This is a genomic window from Dielma fastidiosa, assembly GCF_000313565.1.
GTDB classification, from domain to species: Bacteria; Bacillota_I; Bacilli_A; order Erysipelotrichales; family Erysipelotrichaceae; genus Dielma; species Dielma fastidiosa.
Genome location: NZ_HE578925.1, coordinates 65,509 through 88,439, shown reverse-complemented (window position 1 = coordinate 88,439; position 22,931 = coordinate 65,509). Strand labels below are relative to the sequence as shown.

Annotated in this window: 23 protein-coding genes and 1 CRISPR repeat array; of the genes, 1 reads left to right on the top strand and 22 read right to left on the bottom strand. The window is 38.5% G+C overall.

The genetic code is table 11. From position 1 onward, the window contains the following. Nucleotides 1-162 precede the first annotated feature (162 nt). The 10 genes from DAHG_RS06135 to DAHG_RS06090 all read right to left on the bottom strand — a co-directional run bounded on the left by DAHG_RS06135 (nucleotide 163) and on the right by DAHG_RS06090 (nucleotide 11,018). Nucleotides 163-2,061, bottom strand: coding sequence for an LTA synthase family protein (locus DAHG_RS06135; RefSeq protein ID WP_022937463.1), 1,899 nt, complete (start codon nucleotides 2,059-2,061; stop codon nucleotides 163-165). Nucleotides 2,062-2,179: 118 nt separating this feature from the next. Further along, a complete protein-coding gene (pssE, locus tag DAHG_RS06130; protein ID WP_022937462.1) occupies nucleotides 2,180-2,659 on the bottom strand; it encodes a PssE/Cps14G family polysaccharide biosynthesis glycosyltransferase in 480 nt (159 codons plus the stop codon). Beyond that, the gene (gene pssD / locus DAHG_RS06125) at nucleotides 2,659-3,132 is read right to left on the bottom strand and encodes a PssD/Cps14F family polysaccharide biosynthesis glycosyltransferase (protein ID WP_022937461.1); all 474 of its coding nucleotides are present in this window, start codon (nucleotides 3,130-3,132) and stop codon (nucleotides 2,659-2,661) included. Before pssD ends, pssE begins: the two co-directional genes overlap by 1 nt. A gap of 5 nt (nucleotides 3,133-3,137) precedes the next feature. Continuing rightward, complete coding sequence (locus DAHG_RS18940; protein WP_022937460.1) at nucleotides 3,138-4,109, bottom strand: glycosyltransferase family 2 protein; 972 nt, start codon at nucleotides 4,107-4,109, stop codon at nucleotides 3,138-3,140. An 8-nt stretch (nucleotides 4,110-4,117) separates the two neighbouring features. After that, entirely contained in the window at nucleotides 4,118-5,071 is a 954-nt protein-coding gene (locus DAHG_RS20480; RefSeq protein ID WP_022937459.1) for a glycosyltransferase family 2 protein, read from the bottom strand. Continuing rightward, on the bottom strand, nucleotides 5,068-6,225 hold the full coding sequence (locus tag DAHG_RS06110; protein WP_022937458.1) for a glycosyltransferase: 1,158 nt from the start codon (nucleotides 6,223-6,225) through the stop codon (nucleotides 5,068-5,070). The genes DAHG_RS20480 and DAHG_RS06110 overlap by 4 nt, the downstream gene beginning before the upstream one ends. Before the next feature lies 1 nt (nucleotide 6,226). Then, a complete protein-coding gene (locus DAHG_RS06105; protein ID WP_022937457.1) occupies nucleotides 6,227-7,723 on the bottom strand; it encodes an O-antigen ligase family protein in 1,497 nt (498 codons plus the stop codon). Further along, entirely contained in the window at nucleotides 7,716-8,675 is a 960-nt protein-coding gene (locus DAHG_RS06100) for a glycosyltransferase family 2 protein (protein ID WP_022937456.1), read from the bottom strand. Before DAHG_RS06100 ends, DAHG_RS06105 begins: the two co-directional genes overlap by 8 nt. Next, complete coding sequence (locus DAHG_RS06095) at nucleotides 8,672-10,189, bottom strand: lipopolysaccharide biosynthesis protein (protein ID WP_022937455.1); 1,518 nt, start codon at nucleotides 10,187-10,189, stop codon at nucleotides 8,672-8,674. The genes DAHG_RS06100 and DAHG_RS06095 overlap by 4 nt, the downstream gene beginning before the upstream one ends. Next, nucleotides 10,164-11,018 carry a LicD family protein gene (locus tag DAHG_RS06090; RefSeq protein WP_022937454.1) on the bottom strand — a complete coding sequence of 285 codons (855 nt, stop codon included), beginning with the start codon at nucleotides 11,016-11,018 and terminating at the stop codon, nucleotides 10,164-10,166. Before DAHG_RS06090 ends, DAHG_RS06095 begins: the two co-directional genes overlap by 26 nt. Before the next feature lie 146 nt (nucleotides 11,019-11,164). Here DAHG_RS06090 and DAHG_RS06085 point away from each other — a divergent pair, with 146 nt between their 5' ends. Beyond that, complete coding sequence (locus tag DAHG_RS06085) at nucleotides 11,165-11,686, top strand: hypothetical protein (protein WP_022937453.1); 522 nt, start codon at nucleotides 11,165-11,167, stop codon at nucleotides 11,684-11,686. Between the two features lie 47 nt (nucleotides 11,687-11,733). Here the strand turns inward: DAHG_RS06085 and DAHG_RS06080 are convergent, their stop codons facing one another. From DAHG_RS06080 to DAHG_RS06025, 12 genes are all read right to left on the bottom strand, one after another. Next, on the bottom strand, nucleotides 11,734-12,900 hold the full coding sequence (locus DAHG_RS06080; protein WP_022937452.1) for a cation diffusion facilitator family transporter: 1,167 nt from the start codon (nucleotides 12,898-12,900) through the stop codon (nucleotides 11,734-11,736). Between the two features lie 72 nt (nucleotides 12,901-12,972). Then, nucleotides 12,973-13,491, bottom strand: coding sequence for a hypothetical protein (locus tag DAHG_RS06075; protein ID WP_022937451.1), 519 nt, complete (start codon nucleotides 13,489-13,491; stop codon nucleotides 12,973-12,975). Nucleotides 13,492-13,535: 44 nt separating this feature from the next. Next, complete coding sequence (locus DAHG_RS06070) at nucleotides 13,536-13,799, bottom strand: TIGR04076 family protein (RefSeq protein WP_022937450.1); 264 nt, start codon at nucleotides 13,797-13,799, stop codon at nucleotides 13,536-13,538. After that, on the bottom strand, nucleotides 13,786-14,625 hold the full coding sequence (locus tag DAHG_RS06065; protein ID WP_022937449.1) for a pyridoxamine kinase: 840 nt from the start codon (nucleotides 14,623-14,625) through the stop codon (nucleotides 13,786-13,788). Before DAHG_RS06065 ends, DAHG_RS06070 begins: the two co-directional genes overlap by 14 nt. Before the next feature lie 36 nt (nucleotides 14,626-14,661). Next, nucleotides 14,662-15,024 (bottom strand): NifB/NifX family molybdenum-iron cluster-binding protein, encoded by a 363-nt coding sequence (locus DAHG_RS06060; RefSeq protein WP_022937448.1) that lies wholly within the window; start codon nucleotides 15,022-15,024, stop codon nucleotides 14,662-14,664. Then, nucleotides 15,021-15,593, bottom strand: coding sequence for a sugar O-acetyltransferase (locus DAHG_RS06055; protein ID WP_022937447.1), 573 nt, complete (start codon nucleotides 15,591-15,593; stop codon nucleotides 15,021-15,023). Before DAHG_RS06055 ends, DAHG_RS06060 begins: the two co-directional genes overlap by 4 nt. A gap of 98 nt (nucleotides 15,594-15,691) precedes the next feature. Continuing rightward, the gene (locus DAHG_RS06050; RefSeq protein WP_022937446.1) at nucleotides 15,692-16,102 is read right to left on the bottom strand and encodes an RrF2 family transcriptional regulator; all 411 of its coding nucleotides are present in this window, start codon (nucleotides 16,100-16,102) and stop codon (nucleotides 15,692-15,694) included. 18 nt (nucleotides 16,103-16,120) lie between these two features. Next, nucleotides 16,121-17,485: an FAD-dependent oxidoreductase gene (locus DAHG_RS06045; protein WP_022937445.1), complete on the bottom strand. Its 1,365-nt coding sequence runs from the start codon at nucleotides 17,483-17,485 to the stop codon at nucleotides 16,121-16,123. Between the two features lie 207 nt (nucleotides 17,486-17,692). Beyond that, nucleotides 17,693-18,250: a sugar O-acetyltransferase gene (locus DAHG_RS06040; RefSeq protein ID WP_022937444.1), complete on the bottom strand. Its 558-nt coding sequence runs from the start codon at nucleotides 18,248-18,250 to the stop codon at nucleotides 17,693-17,695. Then, nucleotides 18,243-18,821 (bottom strand): uracil-DNA glycosylase family protein, encoded by a 579-nt coding sequence (locus DAHG_RS06035; protein ID WP_022937443.1) that lies wholly within the window; start codon nucleotides 18,819-18,821, stop codon nucleotides 18,243-18,245. The genes DAHG_RS06040 and DAHG_RS06035 overlap by 8 nt, the downstream gene beginning before the upstream one ends. A 121-nt stretch (nucleotides 18,822-18,942) precedes the next feature. After that, nucleotides 18,943-19,643: direct repeats of the CRISPR family, unit length 33 nt; unit sequence ATTTCAATCCACGAGAGCCATGTGACTCTCGAC. A gap of 381 nt (nucleotides 19,644-20,024) precedes the next feature. Beyond that, on the bottom strand, nucleotides 20,025-21,227 hold the full coding sequence (locus DAHG_RS06030; RefSeq protein ID WP_022937442.1) for a class I SAM-dependent rRNA methyltransferase: 1,203 nt from the start codon (nucleotides 21,225-21,227) through the stop codon (nucleotides 20,025-20,027). Nucleotides 21,228-21,425: 198 nt separating this feature from the next. Continuing rightward, nucleotides 21,426-22,904 carry a M81 family metallopeptidase gene (locus DAHG_RS06025; protein ID WP_022937441.1) on the bottom strand — a complete coding sequence of 493 codons (1,479 nt, stop codon included), beginning with the start codon at nucleotides 22,902-22,904 and terminating at the stop codon, nucleotides 21,426-21,428. Between the last annotated feature and the right edge of the window lie 27 nt (nucleotides 22,905-22,931).

Sequence of the window (22,931 nt, the reverse complement as noted above, 5' to 3'; positions counted from 1 at the left end):
GATTGTAATAATTATTTTGTAAAAGATTTATTATTAGCAAAAGGCATCTTTAGCTGCAAGGTCAAACCTGCGCTTAAAGATGCTTTTTCTTTTATGCTCAAAAAAAGACTACAACCTTATCAGAAATTATATTTCTTTAAAGTCATAGTCTAATTAGATTATCTACTCATTTCCATGCTTCTTCAGATAAGCAAAATAATCGTCTGTCACAATCATTTCACCAAATTTAATATTATCTGAAACAATTCGATTCATTTCATCAATATTTGTCAAACCGCTGTCATCAGTAAATACAACTTCCCCATCTTTATAATAAGTATGACCGTCATACCATGAATAATCTTTAAAATAAGCGTAGCCGCGGTAACGATCATCAAAGATATCATAACCAACATAGGTATTGCCGTAATCAAGACCTAACAAATTGGCAACTGTTGGTAAAATATCAATCGTTGAATTAGCCTTTGTTACTTCCTGAGCTAATTCTTCACTGCCATAGTTATAGACAAAGAACGGCACCTTATCGACTAGCGGCGAACCGGCCGCTTCTGTATAAGCCTGCAATGCCTCCGTATCACTGTATCCATAAGTATAATGATCGGTATACCCTATGATTACCGTATCTTCCAACAAACCGTCTTCATTGAGTCTTTCCAGCAGCTCCTTAAAGAAATTATCCGTGATCTTTGCCTGCATATAGATACAGTTGGTCTCATTATTCATATCATAATCCCAAAGCTCCGGTTCATTTTCAACCTGATAAGCACACATATCCGCATATGTACTGTAAGGCAGATGGGCTGAATAAGTAATAATAAAATCAAAGAACTTCTCACCCTCAGTCAGTTTGCTGTAAATCTCCTCATTCTGAGTAATAATAGTATCAATCGATGCTGCAGTATAATCACCACCCAATAAATCAGTGAAAGATACATATTCATCATAGCCAAAATTCTTATGCATGATCGCTCGATTATAAAATTCAGGTACATTATAATGGAACGATTTCACAGAATAACCGGCATTCTTAAATAAATTAGGCAAGCTTTGTGAGAACGTATTCTTACTGAACGAATAAGCCGCATTACCGCCATTCGGTGAGTAAGTACCCGTATTGGCCGCAAATTCAGAATTAAATGTTGCCCCTGATGAAAAGATCGGCGCATAATGATCGGTAAAGTTCAGACCATTAGCCATCATATATTCTATAGTCGGTGTATACTTATCAGAAATTAACCAGTCATCAATGCTCTCCATCAGCACTAAAATAACATTCTTATCCTTAAAGACACCGGTCATATCATTCGATTCAATTTCCGGCTTTGCATCTAAATATTCATTGATTGAATCATAATCAGCCTGATCCACCGAATTCGTTTTAATATATGTCATATAAAAATCACGGTTAATATATTCATAGAAACCAGATACTTGCATCATCCACGCCTGATTTGAGAATTGATCATAAACATTACGAGGATCTCGCCATGAATCCCATCGTGCTTCAGTCTGTTGGATTCCTATCATATCTGGAATTGTACTGTAAAATATCAGCACAAAACCAAATATTATTGAATGAACACTCAGCGAAAACAATGTATTCTTCTTTTTAGGAAAGAAAATCAACGCAAACACCATACAGATTAAGCCTGTCAGTAAGATTGAAAGCAGCCGGTTATCGATTAAGCCCAGCACAAAGCTTAGATAATCGCTGCCTTCCCCTGCCATCGCCAAATCATTAAACCAAATAAAGCTTTGGAATAATTGATAATAGATATATTGGGCACAGCCATATAATGTAAATACCACCGCTATTATAAAATATACAATACGGCCGATTTTGCGCGGTAATGAATATACCAGCAGAATTAAAAAGCAGCACCAGCATACAGTAAAAAGCATTGGCGCTAAATGACGAATATCATAAAAACCGATATCCGAAGTATAATAACGCAAAATGATATCGGTGCTGAAAAAGCCAACAAACATAAAAAGCATTGGCAGCAGCCACTGTATCAGAGCTGTTAATTTATTAAATATGAATAAGCATTTCGAACGCATAAAACACCCTCTAACTTTATAATACCTGATGGAATTTTAACAAACCCTTGTGAAAATCAGGTGAATAGTTTTAAAAAAATAAAAAACAATGCAAATTGCATTGCTTATTATAACACACTTAATCCTTTTGAATAAAGTCTCTTATCGCATTTACTACATTTTCTGTCGTTGAAATATATGGATTTGGTGTAAATTCATCAAGTTTATCAAGAATTTCATGAATTTTACTGAAATCATTGCAGCTGATCAGATATCCCTGTCTGGCAAACTCTTCCTGAATCTGTAACTGATGATCATTTGTATGCTCACCGTATTTTGACAGTCTCGCACATGCGATAACCTTCTTTCCCTTTTTTAATGCGGAAAGAATGGAACCGACGCCGGCATGTGTAATCACAACATCAGCCTCATTGATCAGCCGGTCAAACTCGTCGATCGGCAATAAATCAAACAATTTCATCGAATCGGTATCAAGCTTCGTACAGCCTGCCTGAACAATTAATTCATCGTTGATTAGATGGCTTTTTTTTTGTTCATCCAAGGCTTGCAGAAGCCGTGTAAAGGGTTTATCCTGTGTTCCAAGTATTACTAAAATCATCAATAAACACCTCCAACATACACTGCCTTTGGATAGCATTCCAGCATGCTTTCCCACTGTACTAAAAACAGATCCGCAATGGGATAGACTAATTTTCCAGATAATGACTTAGTCTTAATATTAGCAAAAGTCTCAAGATAGATGATCTTACTGCCAAACAGCTTCCCGATATAGCACATTGGCACTGCTGTATGAGCGCCGGTGCTGACAATGAATTCCGGACGCAGCTTGAGCCAGAAGCAGAAGCTTTTCAAAATATTATACGGAAATTTAAAACAATAGGCTAATAAATGATCCTTGCTGCCATAGACCAGATAATCTACACGGCCGGGATACTGTTCCTTTAGCTTCATATTGCTCTTTGTTTTCTCAGTAATCAAATGAAAATCCGTATCATCAAACAATGCCTTCAGCTGCAGCAATTCATTCAAATGACCGCCGGTGCTGGAAATAAATAAAACTTTGTGTTTCATAACCTTTACCCCAATTTATTGACTGTCTTGTAATAAACCAGATTAGCAGTCAAGCGATTAAATGTCAGCAGATACAGGCCTTTAAGACCGGCACCTTTAAAATATTTATTTTTCTTATAATCAGGAAAGCGTTCATGGATCATTGCCATCGCTTTGTCTACAGCTTGATCAAATAGCTTCTTATCAGAATAATTGGCTGCCCGCTTAATGAAGGTCGCATACAAATACCTGACACAGCTGAATTCCAACTCATCATGATAGCTTGCCATCAAGCCAAGCTTTTCATAATCAGAAAGAATATGCTGCCAATTCTTGATGTAATCAAACAGCCGCTCATCATAAGTATAAGTAATAGCACCTGGATGCTGAACGTATTGATTAAAAGGCTCCTTTACGGTTCCAATTGATTTTATATAAGGATACAGCCGATAAATGAATTCCATATCCTCATACCAGACACCCTTGGTAAAACGCACGCCATGGTCAAACAAACGGCGATGATAAATTTTATTCCAAGGTGCGGGATAAATACGTGTCATGCTTTCCTTGATTGCTTCAAAATCATGCAGATCGCTTTCAATATGACTGGATACTGTTTTTGTCTTGCCATTCTCAAAAATATAGTCCATGTCGCAGCATACTAAATCAAAATCTTCACTTTCAGCTTTTTTAATCATCTTTTCAAACATATCTTCGCGGATATAATCATCACTGTCAATAAAACTGATATATTCACCGCCGGCAATCTTCAACCCAGCATTGCGGGCATCTGATATACCGCCGTTGGGTTTCTTAATACAAGTAATACAAGAATGCACCTGCATATATTCATCAATAATCACCTGTGATTGATCCGGACTTGCATCATTCACAATTATGATTTCATAATCGGTAAATGTCTGTGCTAAAATTGAATCAAGACATTTTCTTAAATATCGTTCAGTATTATAAACCGGTACAATAACACTTAATTTCATAACTCCTCCTATCCGCGCAGCTTAATCAACAGCTTTGCAAAGGTAAAATGCCCTTTCATCAGACTTTCACAATATAATCTGAAAGCAAATGGCTTCGCCTGATAATAGGCATTATGCTGCCAATTAGGAAAATTGCTTTTAAGGGTGTTTAAACATTCTTTAAATTCAGTATATTTATTAAATGCCAGAAAACGATAGGATGCGATATAACAGAGCTGATAGATTGACAGATATTCAATTTCTGTCAGATAGACGCTGTCTTGAAAAGCATCGATCGTCCGCTGCATAGCCTGGATAATTTCCAAAGTGCGGACAGAAAAGGTACTTTTAGATGTAATGGAATCAGTACGCTGGCGATAATTAACTAATGGTTTTGGATAATGGATAATATGCTTGCAAACCTTAACATAAGCGGGAGTTGTCGCAATATCTTCGTACCAGATTCTAGCTGGAAACATTGTCTGATTCGCTTCATAGCATGAACGTTTAATTAGCTTATTCCAAGCGCATGGATTAGCTAATAAGTATGTTTTAGAAGTCATTGCGTCAAATTCTTTAGGCAGCGCACCACGTTTTTCTTTATGATCCTCACTATAATATTCATAGTAATCAAAATTAACCAAATCCGCTTGCTGAACGTCCGCAAATTCAATTAATTTGGACAGTACGTCAGGCTCATAAAAATCGTCACTGTCAAGAAAGGCAAGATACTCACCCTGTGCCTTGGCAGCACCGCAGTTGCGGGCATCCCCCAATCCGCCATTTTGTTTATCAACGAGAATGAATAATTCAGGATATTTACTGACATATTCTTCCAGAATTAACTTAGAGCCATCGGTTGAGCCATCATTCACTAATATTACTTCCATCTCAACGTTCTTTTGTGATAACACTGAATCTAAGCACTCACGCAGATAGGCTTCTACATTATATACCGGTATCACCAGACTTAGCTTTTTCATCCGTTGCTCTCCTTTAATTCATCAAACAATTCAAGCCATTGCTGATAGATGGCTGACATATGAAATTGCTTTGCAAATTCTTTACTGGCACTGCCCAGTTTAAGACGCAGTGCTTCATCAATCATGATTTGTGCCATGGCTTTTTTATAAGCCTCAACATCATTTTGAACAATTAAATATCCAGTTTCACCATGGATGATTTCTTCCTTCGCGGCTTCACCAAAATCAAAGGCCAGACAAGGCACACCGCATTCATTTGCTTCCAGCACGACCAAAGCAAAGCCTTCATACTCCGAGGCCAGCAATAGCAATGAACTATTCAGATATGCCGATTTAGGGTCAGCGGTAGGTCCCAGATAATGAATATGTGGATTGCGCTGCATGACTTCTTTAACTTCATCACTTAATTCACCCATGCCTACTAAATCAAGCTCCCAGTAATTAATCTTGTATTCGCGGATCGTTTCATCAAACAGCTTGACCAATAAATCTACGCGCTTCTCTGATGAAAAGCGTCCGATAAACAACGCATGATTGCTCATGCATGTACTTTCTTCTAATGATTCAAAATTAATCGGATTATAGATATAGGAAGAATTCGATAAACCGGCCGCTTTAGCCCGCTTGCAAGTCGCGTCACTCAGCCAAAGCAGACGGCCGACACGATCATTGTACTTTTTAAAAAACGGCAGCTGGGTACGGTGCGCTTCGACCTGATTAAACGTCGTATGATAGTGATTGATCGTCTTTTTCAAATAAGCCGTCGGTACCGCTTCTAAGCATTCATAATGTGAACAGATAATAAAATCAGGATCTATTTTGCCAATCTCCAGCTTACACTTTTCAAAGTCCAGCTTTAGGGAAAGATCAAAATGACGGCGGTCTTTAACCTGCCTCATCCCCCGCAATAAATGGCCTCCCTTAAACATTTTCAGCGCATCGCTCAACAGCGGTGTATCCCATATTTCATCCGCATTTATCACAAGCTTTTTGGCCGTGTTGGGATATGGCAGCAAATCACTGCGGCCGCTGGAACGTAACGATACGAAAAAGACTTCATGACCCTCATGAAGAAATTTTCTGGCCAGTGAGCAGTTAACCATAAAAGAACCGCCCATGGCATCATAAACATTCTGGAGAAACAATAGTTTCATGCTATCCCTCCCGCTTTGTATTCAATAAAAGCATGGCCCCATAATATGCCATAAAAATCATATTCAACAGCTTGCCAAAGGTATGACCGGCAATATAAGCGGTCACAAAATAAGCACAGAGTGCCACCCCAAGCGCCAGATTCAATCCATTCGCATGATGCTTCATGTCTTTTAGAATTCGAATTAAGGCCAGCAGAACAACCCCGATAAACGGCAGTATCAGCAGCACTACACCGCCGATGCCAAAAATGTAATATTCAAAGACATAATCTCTTTCTGTATAAGGAACGCCGGATGTATAACCGATACCCAAATATTTATCCATTGGATTATCATTTTTAGCAATGATATCATTAATCATAAAAGTTTTAAAATTACGGTTATCACGGTTCAGACGACGGTCACGAGTGATGACCTTTACCCAGAAATCGAGATTATCCGCTACCGGATATTGTTCAAGATATTCACCATTAACATAATAGAACCAATATTCATGATTGATGTAATTAACCATTTCATTGTCACTCATCGGCGGTAATTCTTCTTTTTCCTCACGATCCGGATTCAAATCGAGATATTTCATATAGTCAATTCTTAGCTTAGATGGTGATTTCGTATATAAGCCAAAGGAAGCCACCAGTACCACAACTAATAAGGGCAATACCTTTTTATTCTTGATTTTTTCAAATTTCAGCAGATGCAGCACCAAGGTACCCGCTATCATTACAGCCAAGATGATCAATGTCCCCTGGGCGGCTGTTTTTGTGCCGATCATCAGCATTGCCAATGACTGCAGAATCACTAAGCCAAAATTCTTCCAATTGAACTTTGCGATACATTCCGCAACAATCAGCGGCATCATCGCAAACATCAATGAGCTTATCTGATTGGCAGAATAGAAAAAGCCTCGGGATGAATATAGCTCAAACTCTGAATCGGCATGCAGAGAACCCCACGAAAAGATACCGCCTAATATGCGTTCATTTTCAGTGCTGTAAGAGACTAAGGAAATGCCGGTAACATTAGTAATCACAATCACCGCTGACATGATCAATGATACCATCTTAATCGCATTCATAAATGAATTATTATCCATGCCTAAAGTAAATATCGAAATCATCAATGTGATTGGCATGACATAGGCTCGCATAATGTAATAAACATCACGCAGCCAGCTCTTATCCTTCGCTAATTCAGGAATTATGGAAACATCAAATTTTCCGGTATTTATGACATGCAAACCCAAATAAACAGCCAGTACAGCAAAGTAGGCGCCATACATCAGCAGATGCTTTTTATCCTTAGCTTCAATCAAATGAAGCAGCGCCATAAGGGCAACAAAGCCAATTAAACCGATATTAATCAGTTCTTCGATTGCGAAACCGGCAACACTGATGCTGTCCTGAAAAAAAGTACGGTATATATCTAACAGCGGCTGCAGTATCAGCACAAACATTAGATATTTTTCAAATTTAAGATTATTCAGCTTCTTAATCATTCACTTCACTCCTAATTTTCTGTTTTGAGGCTACCAGTTTCTTTACCAGTTTTGCCTGATGCTTATAAAATAACCAACCAATCAGCCGTTCCTTTTTTGAACGCTGAGCAATATACGGATTCTTATGCCACTGAGGAAAATACTGCTTCATTAAGTCAGCAATCTCATCGATCACTTCTAAATGATCATGTTCAAGAAAATAGCGGCTGCTGTTTTGCAGCATATGTTCATAAACCACCGCTTCTGCTTCATCATGAAAACGCTGCAGTTCAAGACCATTAATCAATAACTCTGAGGCCTTTAAAATATCTTTGCTTTTTTCACGGTAACCTTCACCGCGCATAATTGAACATGCTGACTGCCAATAATGAATATATGGCTTTTTAACATAGGTAATCGTTTCAGCCCAGTTTGCCAGCTGCGGAATCAGCGCATAATCCTCATAAATCATCCCCTCTGCAAAATGCAGTTGATGATCTGTAAATAATGAACGCTTCATCAGTTTATTCCATGGACATGGATCACAAAGCACATATTGGGCCGGCGTTAAGGAACCGGCAGGAAAATGATGACCCATGTCAAAATATTCCTGATGTGATCCCCAGTCAAAATAAGCATCATAAAGAAGAATATCACTCTTCGTATCCACCGCCTGCTGCAGCAGATTTGGATAAGCCTTTGCCACCGCAAAATCATCAGAATCAAGATAGGTGATATATTCACCTGCAGCTGCATCCAAGGCTGTATTGCGGGCTTTAGAAACACCGCCGTTTTGCTGATGTATGACTTTAATCTGCTCATACTCCAACAGAATCTGCGCTGTCTTATCCTGACTGCCGTCATCCACCACAATAATCTCAATCTCTTCATTTAATGAAGGAATCAGTGAGTCAATACAGCGCTTTAAGGTAGACTCCGCATTATAAGCCGTAATTAAGATACTCAGCTTCATGCCTTACCCACCCTTCTTTTAATCATATCGAATACACGATTCATAAAGTTTGCTTGTCCGCTGATTTTATAGACCGCAAAAACAATCACAAAATTCAGTATAAACAGAATACATGAACTGACAAACCAGCTCAGATAACCGCTGAAATCAAAGAAAGGCAGTACATTCACAAAGCCCAGAGACAGAATAATAATTAATGCGATAAATAACAGATTCTTACCATAGTATGGCATAACTTTTTCATCAAATACTTGATGATAAATGATTCTTGGCTTGATAAAATAATCAGATACCAGATAAGCGATAAAAGTCGCAATCAATACACCCGGCAAGCCGATAATATTAATCAATGTTAAAGATAAAGTAAGATTGACCGCGCACTCAATAATCGGACACAAACGGGTTTCCTTAAACAGACCCGCCGCGTTCGTATAGGTTGTCAGCGGCATACGAATTACATAATAAAACAGCTGCAGCACAAAACAGATTGCCATGGCCCAATTCGTATTAAATAAGCCTGGCTGCCAGACGTCAATAAACTGATTAATTACTAATACAAGCGGTACACAAACAATGCTTGCAATAAAGAAAGACAGATTATTTAATTCATTAAATACTTCAAATGCCCGTTTTTTATCCCGTGCCAGCAAATCACCGACACCCGCCGTCACACTGTATGTAATCTTACCAATCATCGTCATTAGATTATCGGTAATATATTGATAAGCGGTATAAAACGGCACCACCGCCATCCCTAACACAACACCGATAATCATCGAATCAATATTATAAGCAACCATCGTACCAATCTTATGGATCAGCAGATTCTTTACATCGCCCAGCATTTCATAATCTTTATTTTCTGCTTTGAAATTAATCTCAGGATAAGCTCTTTTACTTAAAAAATAGATAATGATTGAAGAAGCAATATTACAGAAAGCTAATAGTAAATACATTTCAATCAAACCATAGCCATTCATCAGCAGAATTATTTCCACGATACTCTTAAAAATCATAAAGCTCTGCAAGACCATATTTGTGACATATTTTCGCTGGCCTGCCTCAAATAACGATTTATTGACAACCACCAAATATGGAATCACTGAGCTGATTAAATAAATCAGAAAAGTAGTCTGCATATAGCCATAGGTAATCGTTGATCCAGCTTCCCGCTTAAAGAAAAAGAATACGAAGAAAGAAACAACGATGCCAATGACCAGCATCGCCGCACCAATCAAATTAAATATACGTTTACCGCCGCTTACAAGGGCGCTGATTTTATCCGTATCACTATCGGCAATGGGTTTATAAAGCCTAAAGATCAAAGCCGAGGCCAGACCGCCATCCATAATTGAAAGATAGGTCATAATATTTACATAAAGGGTATTCATTCCTGATAATTCTTCGCCTAAATTAACATTGATCAGTTTCAGCTTCAGCAAGCCAATCAAGGTAATTAAAATCAGCGGAAAGAAATCAGTCAGAAAGTTATAAAGCGCTCTTTTCGTTCGCATGGCTGCTCCTTTCACTCCGGTATGTTTTATAATCCCTTTCTAAATCAACAAGGATATTGCCATGACCACCGCGCTGTTCCATTGGCGGCAGCTGCATATAATCACCATAATAGCTGCGCAGACAAGCATCATATTCCTTATTGATCATAAACATGGCATCCTCAAAAGGAACTTCAATACTTTCCTCATAGATTGCCTTAGGAAAGCTGACATCATAAATATGACAGCCATTGCATAAATAATAGTTACATTCCTCATGCTTATGTGAATGAATTAATTTCGCATAAGCATGATCTCTTACAAAATCACAAAAAGCACTCGGGAAATATTTCAGCTTATCATTTTCATAAAAATACTTACCCAAATGATACTCATTCAACCGCTTAGATGAAAAGAAAGTTACCAGCTTAGCCAGCCATGCATCTCTCTTATCCAGCTTGGCATATGGATATGGCAGCAATGGAAAAATATCGATACAAATTCCATTATGGGTTGGATAATCTACCATATCAGCCATTACAGAGGTTGTATCATTGATTCTTATTTTAGCCCAGCTTGAATAATAATAAGGATCGCTTTCCCAATCCTGATAGAAATATTTCGCATCTAATTCTTGCGCGCATACTTCTTTAAAACGCAGGTAATCATCCATTTTCATCGATACATCAATATCATCATCCCATGGAATGAATCCTTTGTGACGGATGGCGCCGATGGCGCTGCCCCATGAAAGAAAATACTCAATCTTATGCTTACGGCACAGCCGATCAATTTCCTTCAGGCATTCCAGCTCTTTCAGCTGCAACGCCCGCAGATCAAAATCACGCATACAATTCTCCTTATAGTAACACTTTAAAAGTGTAATGATGTGTCAAACCCTTATTTATTATATCATGTTTTATTAATTTTACTTAAAAAAACATGAAGCTGCATAAACATGGCTCAATGGTTTAAACTAACTGCGAGGTGCCGCCAATGAAAAAATTACTGATAGTCTGTCTGCTGCTGATGCAGCCAAACACGCCAAAGACAACACATGAAGCCGTAATATTTAATGTTAAAACAGATACCTTTTACCTTGTAGAATATACTGATTCATTAGATACAATTCATGTCCGTCATTTGAATGAAAATACCCGCATACCCATTGCCTGTATGAATAATGAAGCAATGCCATTGCGAAAAATCAACTTCTCCGCATCACCAAAATGTCTGATGAATTCCCTGAACAATGCATTTCAGCTAAACCTTGACAGCTATGTGGATCTTCAAAATCAATTAGGTATTGAGGATCTGAAGACACTAGCGGCTAATAAAAATCTAGTGGATATTCTAAAAGCGATTCAGCTGGTAAGAACCAATTTGTCCATCACTACTTTTTATTCCCTTTATGACGCATACACAAAGCTGGATGAATTTACCCTGATTCATGAATATCCGCTGCTGATTAAAAACGCTTCAGATTATCTTCCCTTAAGTAATTTTGTCGAACCCTGAACAATGCATGAAAAGAAAGAAAAACTATTGTATAAATAAAAACGGCTTTAATTAAAAGGCCGTTCAAAGGTAATGACTGTATATAATTTCTCAGGACGCACTGCCAGCTTGGCATTGATTTGTTCCTGAATCTCACTTTGAGAAAGCTTACAGCTATATGGCATGACTAAATCAAAGATCATATTGCTATGACTGTCACCCAGGACAGCTCTGAAATCATGAATCTGAAGCTCAGGATCAATTTCATAAACTGCCTGCTTCATAAAATCATACAGTTCATTGATATGCGGATTGTCAATAACAATCGGATCTAAGTGAATCACTAAATGGATATTATCCTCGTTCAGAAAGTCACGTTCAATATTGTCAATCAGATCGTGGCTTTTTAATATGTCTACATTGCTGGCCACTTCCGCATGTACACTTGCGAAGCAGCGGTTAGGACCGTAATTATGAATCATCAAATCATGGATACCTAAAATTCCCGGATAGCCTTTCACTTTATTTTCAATATGCTGGACAAAGGCTAATTCAGGCACTGTTCCTAAAAGATTATCCAAGGTTTCTCTTAATATATTAAAGGCTGTAAACATAATAAAACAGGCCACGATGATCCCCATAAAACCATCGAGCTGAATATGAAAAAAGGTAGAGATAAACAATGATATTAAAACTACCGTAGTAGCCACAGAATCTGAAAGCGAGTCAGCCGCTGTTGCCTGCATCACGGTTGATTCTATTGCCTTACCGACACCGGAATTAAAGAAATACATCCAGCCTTTCGCTAGGATGGAAAAAATCAGAACACCAACCGCCAGCCACGAAAAATTAACAGGTTCGGGATTGATGATTTTATCGATTGAGCTTCTGATCATTTCTACTCCTAAAATTAAAATCGACATAGCGACAATCATCGCCGCAATATATTCATAACGTGCATGACCAAACGGATGCTCCTTATCCGCTGGGCGTGAACTCAGCTTGAAGCTGACAAGTGAAATAATTGAATTGCCGGCATCGGATAGATTGTTAATGCCGTCAGCACTGATTGAAACACTGCCAAAAAGTGTACCGATGGCTATTTTGCTTGTACAAAGCACCAAATTGATACCAATACCGATGATGCTGCTTAAATTGCCGACCTTAGTTCTAACCTCATTGCTCTTTACTTCCGCACCCTTTGCACAGTGCTTCAGAATAAAATTCCCTATCATAAAAATCACCTCAGATTGTTTTAATAATATAGCACATTCACAAAGAAAAATAAACCGATTTCTCGGTTTACTTTAACGATACTGCGTAAATAACTCATCCAGCGGTGCGATTGAAGCATTGCTGCCATAGACCAATAAATAGTCATTATTTACTAAGGCATTGTATTCTTCATCTACCCCGTTGCGGTTTACGGTCACCCGTTTATCGGCCATTGCTTTCTGCATCAGCTCATTCATCTGAGCATCTTCAAGGTTCATGCGGTAAATGTAAACACGCTCACCATTAACATCAAACATTCTGCCTTCATGAGCAGCAAAATCCATGTTGTCAATCGGTGTGACATTACCGAAAGTGACACCAGATGATTCAAAGCTGTTCATCATATCCTGAATCGTTTTTGCTGTCTTATCGGCATCATTATTTGACGCGTTATTCTTATTCGCATCATTCTTAGAAGCGTCATTTTCGGATGCATTGTTGGTCGTATTATTGTTATTAGCTGAAGAATCTTTACGATCAAACCATGAACAGCCGCTTAATGTGAAAACAAGCATACTGCTGAGTATAAAAATTAAAGATTTTTGTTTCATAGGTTCATTTCCTCCACCCTTAAGATACCCAGCAATGGTGAACCTTATTCATCAATCTTTTCGATTTTAAAAACATTCAGAATATCGACATCCGGACATGAAAATACACATTCGTTATGCGGATTCCCGGGAATTTGACCGCCATACCGTAAAATATCTACATAAGGAAAGGCAACATGCATTGCCATTGGACAAAGCTTGCCCCGATCCGTATCGAAATCAAAACAGTCACCAACCTGATGATTATAATGGCATTGACCATTACCCAGTTTTTTAATCAGCGTTAAACGAATCTTAGCCCTTGACATGATCAAGCTCCATGATGCGATAGAGATTTTTTTCTACCAGCATGCCCTCGATATGATCATAGTCTGCCAGCATGCTGTCATTGATGCAGTCATAAATGAAATCTGAAGCAATCTGACATGCCTCCTTCAATGAATGCCCGCTGAGCAGTTTACTTAAAAGCACGGCGGCAAAAACATCGCCAGTGCCGGGGAAACGTGCATCAATAGGTGTAAATGTTAATTTGAAAGGCTTTTGTGTATCATGATCATACCCAAACATATAACCCCTTGGATCATCCTTCAAAAACACACTGGTAATCACGACTGATTCAGCCCCCATTTCCCTTAGGCGCTCTACCCATTGATCGATTTTTGATTCATCAATGTCCCTTAAATCCTCACCTAACAATAAAGCCGCTTCCGTCATATTAGGTGTAATTACATGACCACAGGCAATCAGAGAGCGCATGCGGTCAACGATATGCGGATCAAGCCCGGGATAGAGATGACCGTCATCACCCACCGTAGGATCAACTAAAATCAATGTATTTTGCTGCTGACGCAAATAATTCTCAATCAGCTCAAATTCCCCGTCAGAATTTACAAAACCGGTCGCAATTGCGTCAAAATGAAAATCCAGCTGATTCCATACATCAATGGTTTTAGCCATCACTTCTTTTAAATCTTCAATATGAAATTTACCATAATCAAGCACATTGCTGACTAAAGCGGTTGGCAGGATGCTGCTCATAATGTTTTGTGAGCATAAAACGGGTATCATCGCTGTTGATGCAACACGGCCATAACCGGCAATATCATTAATTAAACATACTTTCTTTACACTCATAAATCTACCTCTCCATTTAATATTTATTGTAACTTCCTAACAAGTATGTTCTTTACAATCATGATCATGATGATCACAAACCTGTGAAGGATTATCTTTTAATAAACCTTGGGCCAACAGTTCTAGAATCATTGATACTCTGCCCTGACAGCCGCGGATCACTTGAATACCGGCCGCCGATAAAGCATCAACGGCTCCCTGACCGATGCCGCCGCAGACTAATGTATCTACGCCTTGTGCCTGTAATAAACCAACTAATGCTGAATGACCATTGCCCTGTGCATCAAGCATACTTTTTGATAGAATCTGATTGTTTTCAATAACTGCCAAAGTAAACGTCTGGCATTTTCCAAAATGCTGAAATACTTCCTGATTTTCCGTTGTAACTGCTGCTTTCATTCGCTTTCCTCCTCATTTAATGTACGAATCACCCGGCATGGATTTCCCACTGCCAATGAATTTGGCGGGATACTATGGGTCACTACACTGCCGGCGCCGATTACACAATTATCACCGATGACAACATTAGGCAATACGCTGACACCCGCGCCAATCCAGACATTATTGCCAATCGTAATGGGATAGGCATATTCAAGGCCTGCATTGCGCTTTGCTATATTCAGCGGGTGACCGGCTGTGTATAAGCCGACATTCGGTGCAATAAACACATGATTGCCGATTTTAACTTTGGCACCATCAAGAATGACAAGATTGACATTTGCATAAAAATCATCACCAATTTCGATATTATAGCCATAATCACAATGAAAGGGTGATTCAATTAAGAAACGTTCACCAAGCTTTCCAATCAGCTTTTTATACAGGCGATCCTTATCTGAGTGCTGGCTTGGACGCAGATGATTAATTTCATACAGCAATTCCTTTGCCGCCGCCCGCTCTTTTAACAATTCTTCGTCAAAATTAGCATCATAAAGCATTCCCGCCTGAGCTTTCGCTTTTTCTCTCATAAGTACCTCACTTTTAAACCCTTCTTATTCTAGCATTGAAACGAAGAAAAAGAAAGCCGGAACAAGTGCCGGCTTCATATTACTCTGCTTATTATCTGCTAATTAAATAATTGATCATTGATATCCTTAATCGTAATTTCTGCAAGCATGTTCAGGCAGTGCTCATTCAGCTGATTATAGATATTATCCATAACCTTAGCCATGCCAGATGCTACCTGACATTCCATTGAAGGATCACCGCTTGACCATGCCGATTTGACAATTCTGTCAGACAGTGCTTCACAGACATCCCTAATTGTGATTTCTTCACCGCTGCGAATCAGAAAATAACCGCCGCTGATCCCTTCTTTGGTATCAACAAAACCAGCTTTTTTCATTTTAGCCATGATTTTTCTGATACGTGCAGGATTAGTACAAACATTGGCTGCCAAACCATCACTTGGCAGCAGTGTATCCTTGTGATAAAGATAGACCAGTGCGTGAACGGCTACATTTAATTCACCTGTCATGCAATTCACTCCTTTTAATTATTGCACATTGGACAATAAGTCATTCAGTCCCTCACTCATTGTCGGATGTGTATATATATTATCACGAAGTGTCTGATAAGGTAAACCTGAATCCATCGCAAGCTTGACTAGATTGATTAATTCATGTGATTCAGCACAGAAGAAATGAGCGCCTAAAATCTGATCTGTTTCAGCGTTAATAATCATTTTCAGCATACCGTCCGTTTTTTTCAGCACTTTAGCTTTAGGAATTGCCATTGCCTGCATACGGGCAGCCTTAATTTTATAACCAGCGGCCAATGCCTCTTTTTCGCTCAGTCCCACTCTTGAGAATGGCGGATCGATAAAAATGCTGGTTGGTATATTGCCGCGGTTTTCGGTTGTACGCTGATGATCACCCATCAGCTGAGAAGCCACAATCCGCGAATCATCGAGTGAGATATAAGTAAATTGCAGACCGCCGGTAACATCTCCCATTGCCCAAATATTTTCAGCGGTTGTTTTTAATGTCTGATCAACCTTTACAGCTTTTCTTTCCGTCAATTCAACACCGGCATTTTCAAGCCTTAATCCTTCAACATTAGGCCGGCGGCCAGTCGCGGTTAAAATAGCATCAGCAGATAAAACAATTTCTTCACCTTTGACATTTACTTTAACCAAAGCATGCTGCTCTTCATCTATAATTTCTTCAGCCTTTGCTTCACGAAGCAGCTTTATACCCCGTTTTTCAAATGATTGTTCAACTAATGCGACAACCTCTTGATCTTCCCTTGGCAAAAAGTCTTTGCCATCTAAAAGTACAGTTACTGAAGAACCAAAATTAGCATAATAAGAAGCAAACTCAACCCCGATATAACCACCGCCTATAATTACTAATTCTTTTGGCAGCCGATCATTATCCATCATGGTTTCACTCAAATAAGCATAACGGCTTTCTTTCAGCCCTTTAATCGGCGGTACAAACGGGCGCGCGCCAGTATTAATATAGAAACGATCGGCTTTGATTTCTTCCGTTCCTTCACTGCTTTCAACTTGAATTGTATGGCTGTCAATAAATGATGCATGGCCGTCAATCACATCTACACTGCCGGCAATTTTCTGATAATTCTTTTCACGAAGCGCCGCAATAAGCTGTTTCTTTTCGGCGATAACCTGTTTGTAGAAAGCTGCTTTTTCTTCAAAGCTGCCGCCTTTTGCCATTGAAAGACGGGCATTATTCTCTAAAAATTTAGAAGGAATACAGGCTACATTGATACAAGTGCCGCCATACATCCTCTTAGATGCTTCTATCAATGCGACCTGATGGCCTGAAGCTACCAATTTTCCCGCCAGCGTTTTTCCGCCCTTGCCAAAGCCAATGATAACATCAGTATAATTTTTCATAGTTTAACCCTTTCCATAGGCATTTCTACCTATCTGTAACTTAACCTGTTACACTTTATACTGTAACTTTATCAGATACATTTAACTTTGTCAACAACAATGCTTGTAAACACCGCTTACCAACCACAATTGCTTATAAAAAATGCCGATGATCCTAATCACCCGCACTTCTCAATATTATCTTAATAATTTACAACCATTCTTATGTTAGTCATTACTTAATGATTTTTTTACTACGCAAGGATTACCGCAGGCCATTACATTCGCAGGGATACTTTTCACTACGACACTTCCTGCCCCGATTACTGTATTATCGCCAATTTCTACACCCGGGCAAATGACGCTGCCGCCGCCAATCCAAACATTAGAACCAATAGTCACAGATTTCCCAAACTCAACTCCTGCTAAGCGCTGTTTTGGATCGGTCGCATGACAAGCCGTATAAATCTGGACGTTTGGCCCAATTAAAGTTTTGTCTTTAATTACGATCGGACAAACATCAAGAAATACACAGCCATAATTGATCATTACATCTTGTCCTAGCGTAATATTATACCCATAGTCACAGTGAAAGGGCGGTTTAACCCAGAAATTCCCATTGGTATTGATTAATTTTCGCATTAATCGATTACGCATGTCGTATTCATGATATGTTTTTCTATTATAACGCGCACAGATACGGCTGGCACGGTCACGCTCAAGAACAAGCATTGGATCAATAGGATTGTAAGGCTCACCATGAATCATTTTAGCTTTTTCACTCATGACAATCACCAATGATACTCAACATAAGCTGTATATCTTCACTAATCATAGTTACCTTGCTTTTCTCAATCAATAAATTACCGCCTGTACAAATATAAGAGAGCATCACCCTGATATCATGATAATAATATTCATTATGACGCAGCTTGTATGTTGACCCTGAAGGTATGACATTTTTCCCTGTCTGTTTTTTTGCAATCTTATTAAAAGCTTTGCGTGCAACATCTCCCATCAGCATGATAACCTTTAAATTATCAAAAAGGGCAAGTTCAGCTTCCAGCTCATCCAATGAATCTTTTATTTGAAGTATAGGTATAACAGATTGCTCTTTAGGTGTTTTAACAGCATTACATACATAGATTCCCTTTTCAAGCAGCTCCTGCATATCACACAACATTCCAGCATTGCTGAACAATCCAATGATTGACTGAGAATAGGATGAATTAGGTACATAAAAATCATCGTTTTCATCCTCAGGGACAACCTCATTTATCATAACCACTTTGATTGATTCTGGATTGCAATGGTATTTATAAATAAACCATGCTGCATTGATTTCATTATTGTTCATATACTTCCCTCCTGAAATCATTTTAACATGATTAGATTCCATATAAAATATGACAATTATATTAAAAAGAGTCTTACGACTCTCGACCAGCCTTTGACTATTATATGTCCACTGGTATTTAATTTGAATTCACGAGAGTCCTGTGACTCTCGACAATCAATTACGCACTCACATCTTCATAATCAGAAATTTCAATCCACAAGAGCCATGTGACTCTCGACTGTAAGGGCATCAATGGGCATCTGATGTGTCAAATTTCAATCCACGAGAGCCATGTGACTCTCGACACCTCCAGGTGACTGCATCTTATTCATAATAAAGATTTCAATCCACGAGAGCCATGTGACTCTCGACTTTCAATTATAAGACTGCCATTTGATAAGTTTAATTTCAATCCACGAGAGCCATGTGACTCTCGACAGATTATGAGGGCATGAATGTTAAGGTAAATGGTATTTCAATCCACGAGAGCCATGTGACTCTCGACGCCGGGGGAACGCATACGGCGCTAATACGCTTAAATTTCAATCCACGAGAGCCATGTGACTCTCGACGCAGCGATTGTCATGGATCGTTGTCTGTATGTTAGATTTCAATCCACGAGAGCCATGTGACTCTCGACTGTGTTTTCATGACAACACCAATATACAAAATGATTTCAATCCACGAGAGCCATGTGACTCTCGACCTTTTTGGTTGTAACCTCTGCTTCAAATAAATAAATTTCAATCCACGAGAGCCATGTGACTCTCGACCGCAAAAAATCAAGGCGTATCTTCTGCGCTGCTTATTTCAATCCACGAGAGCCATGTGACTCTCGACAGCAAAATAATATATAAAAAATAATTATTTTACCAATAATCCAACAAAATTATCATTAAATCACATTCATACTCTTTATTTTTAGTTATCAACCACCTATATTTCACTATTATTCGTTAATTTTTAGTGCGAATCCTCCAGAGATTTCATGTTTGCTTCACATTCGCACTGCACTCATTTATATGGTTAACAGAATATAATTCCCACATATATTTATATTATACCACATCCTAAAACTTTGAATGGAGCAGATACAAAATCTTCATAAAGGAAGAACAAATCCAGCTATCCTTTACTTGATGAATATTCAGATTTATCCAACTTCATGATTGAGGTTTCATCAAAAAAGAGAGCCACGCAGCCCTCTAACACTCAAAAAACTTATATTATCTGAAAGATGTAAAACTTCAAATACGATGTCTCTTCCATGGTCCATAAAATAGGATGATCATGGTTCTGCTGAGTAACCGAAACCTGCTTCAGCGTTACACCTGATTCATGAGCAGCCTCTCTCAGCATCTTTTCAAAATTATCAATTTCCATAAAGCGTGAACAGCTGCAAGTGATTAAATAGCCGCCCTTACCTAACAGCTTCATGGCCTTCATATTAATTTTTTTATAACCGCTGTATGCATGATCAATAGTTCTTCTTGATTTGGTAAACGCCGGCGGATCTAAAACAATGATATCAAAACATCCACTTTCACATTCATCTAAATAATCAAAGACATCCGCCTTAACAAATGACATCCGATCTTCCAAATGATTCAGCTTAGCATTCTCATACGCCTGATCCAGCGCCGTCTGTGAAACATCCACCGCTACAACTTCCAATGCCTGCCCATAAGCCGCATTTAAAGCGAAGCCACCCGTATGTGTAAAGCAATCCATCACTCTTTTACCATGTGCCATTTTGCGCAGCAAGACACGATTCGATTTCTGATCTAAAAAGTAACCAGTCTTCTGACCATTTTCCACATCAACATTCAGCAATAAACCATTCTCATTAATAACTGTCTTAGTAGGTAATTGAGCCTGCCGCCAATACCCTTTTTCTAAAGGCAGTCCTTCTTTCGTGCGAACCTTAATATCGTTGCGCTCATAGATTCCCTTCACATCCTGTCCATCTTCTTTTAATACCTCAAGTAATACTTCATAAAGCATATCCTTGATTTTATCCATACCAAAAGAGCTGATTTGCGCAACCAAAATATCATTATAGCGATCCACGGTTAATCCCGGCAGCTGATCTGCTTCACCAAAAATCAATCGGCAGTTGGTGAGATTTTCTGCTTCCAAAGTCTTACGAAAAGCATAGGCAAATTGAATTCTTTGCTTAAAAAAAGCACGGTCAAATACATCATGCAAATCTTTAGAAAGAATCCGCACTGTAATATGACTGTCCATAGATACAAAACCTGTCCCCATATAATCGCCCTGGGTCGTTACAATATCTACCACCGAGCCATTCTCTATTGTTTCATCAAGATTTACAGCATTATTGCGGTACATCCACATCTGCCCTTTATTCAGCCATTCTTCACCTTCTTTTGAAATAACTACCTTGGGATAATTTCTTTGCATAACAATCTCCTTCTATTTTGCATCGCTATCAAATTCAGATACATTTACATGTGTTCAAATTTTACCATTTTAGCCAACCGTTATCAACAACTAAACGATTATTCGCTTTCCTTCATAATTTTATAATAAAAGCAAGTAACTACAACTTAGGTATAATGCAGCTACTTGCTTTCAAATTTCAATCGATTAGATGTTTAATTATAGATAATATAATTCATCAAAATCATCAATGGGCCACATTGGCCGTGCGATTTTTTTGAAAGAAATATTTTCAGTCCTCTGATTAGTCGGGCCATCACTTAATGCCATAATATGATAAGCAGTTTCTGGAATCAGATAAGTGTCCAAATAACCCATTTTTACGACAACCACATCATAATCATGAAAATGCAGACCAGCTTTTTCAAACTGACCCATATTACCGTATTGAATATTATGATCAAGGACAATGATATCAATAGGTTTATCGCTTAATCGTACCGTGTAGTTTTTTCCAACAACATGTTCATGCGTTAAGCCATAGACCGCATCACCAATACTGAGCAAAGTACCTTGTATTTTCACTGGCTTTGAAAACTCATCTTCATTTATACCCAATTCAAACTTAACATTCTCCCCGATTTTTTTATTTGCTAAGTATTCATGGGCATATTTATCATTAATCCCTGCAATAAGTATTCTATGCTTTTTCAAATCTCCATTTAGAAGTTCTTGCAGCATAATTGTATTTTGTCCGTAACCTCCCGCACCGCAATTATCGCCAGAATCTGTAATAACAACAGTCCCTTTTTCTTCTTTATTACTTTCACAATATTTAATGGCTTGAGCAACTGCTTCAACAGGTTCTGCAAAATTTCCACTGAACTTGAATTCCATACGATGATTCCAAGCATAATGAGATATTTTGTCGGCAATTTTAGAACAATACTCAATGTCTTTTTCCGTATTAGGGATTACTACTACTGCAGCACCTAGTTTATCATCGTCATGTCGAATATATCCAACATGATAAGAGCATGAAAATACTCTTGAATCTTTTTCAGCCTCATCCATTAATTGATTGATTGTGCGAACAGGCTCCTTAGCTGATACACTTCGTTCACCGCCAACCATAATTGGCAATTTGCGCAGAATAGGATGCATGCCTCTACGGTGCTTTAATAAATGAACTAATTTTTCAGCGACGAGTCTTTCTGTAGCTATCTGATCACTATGCGGTGATTCACGGTAACATCGGACAATGTTAACATTATCAGCAAATGTCTTTGTTAAATTGCCATGAGGATCCATCACAACCGCTATAGGCATATATTCCCCTACAAGCCTACGAATCCGTAAAATCAAAGCGTGTTCACCTGATACACCCTCTAAATCTACAATTCCACTTGCACCATGCAGTTGTAAATAGATACCATCAATCTCTTTTAAATTTGCTTTTATCGTTTCCAGTATTTTATCTGCGATAAATTCATAGGCTTCTCTTTTTATCATCCCATTCGGATGTAAGCTTGCATAAATTGAAGGGATGATTTCTATATTTTCTGCTTCAAAAACATCTTGTATGTGCATGGCGTTAATACAGTCATTTCCATATAATAGTAAAAACTCATCTAGATCTACTGTATGTGAAATATGTTCATTGCATTCGGATGTCATATGCGCTATCAATATTTTCATTTGTTATTACCTCTTTCTATTATTTTA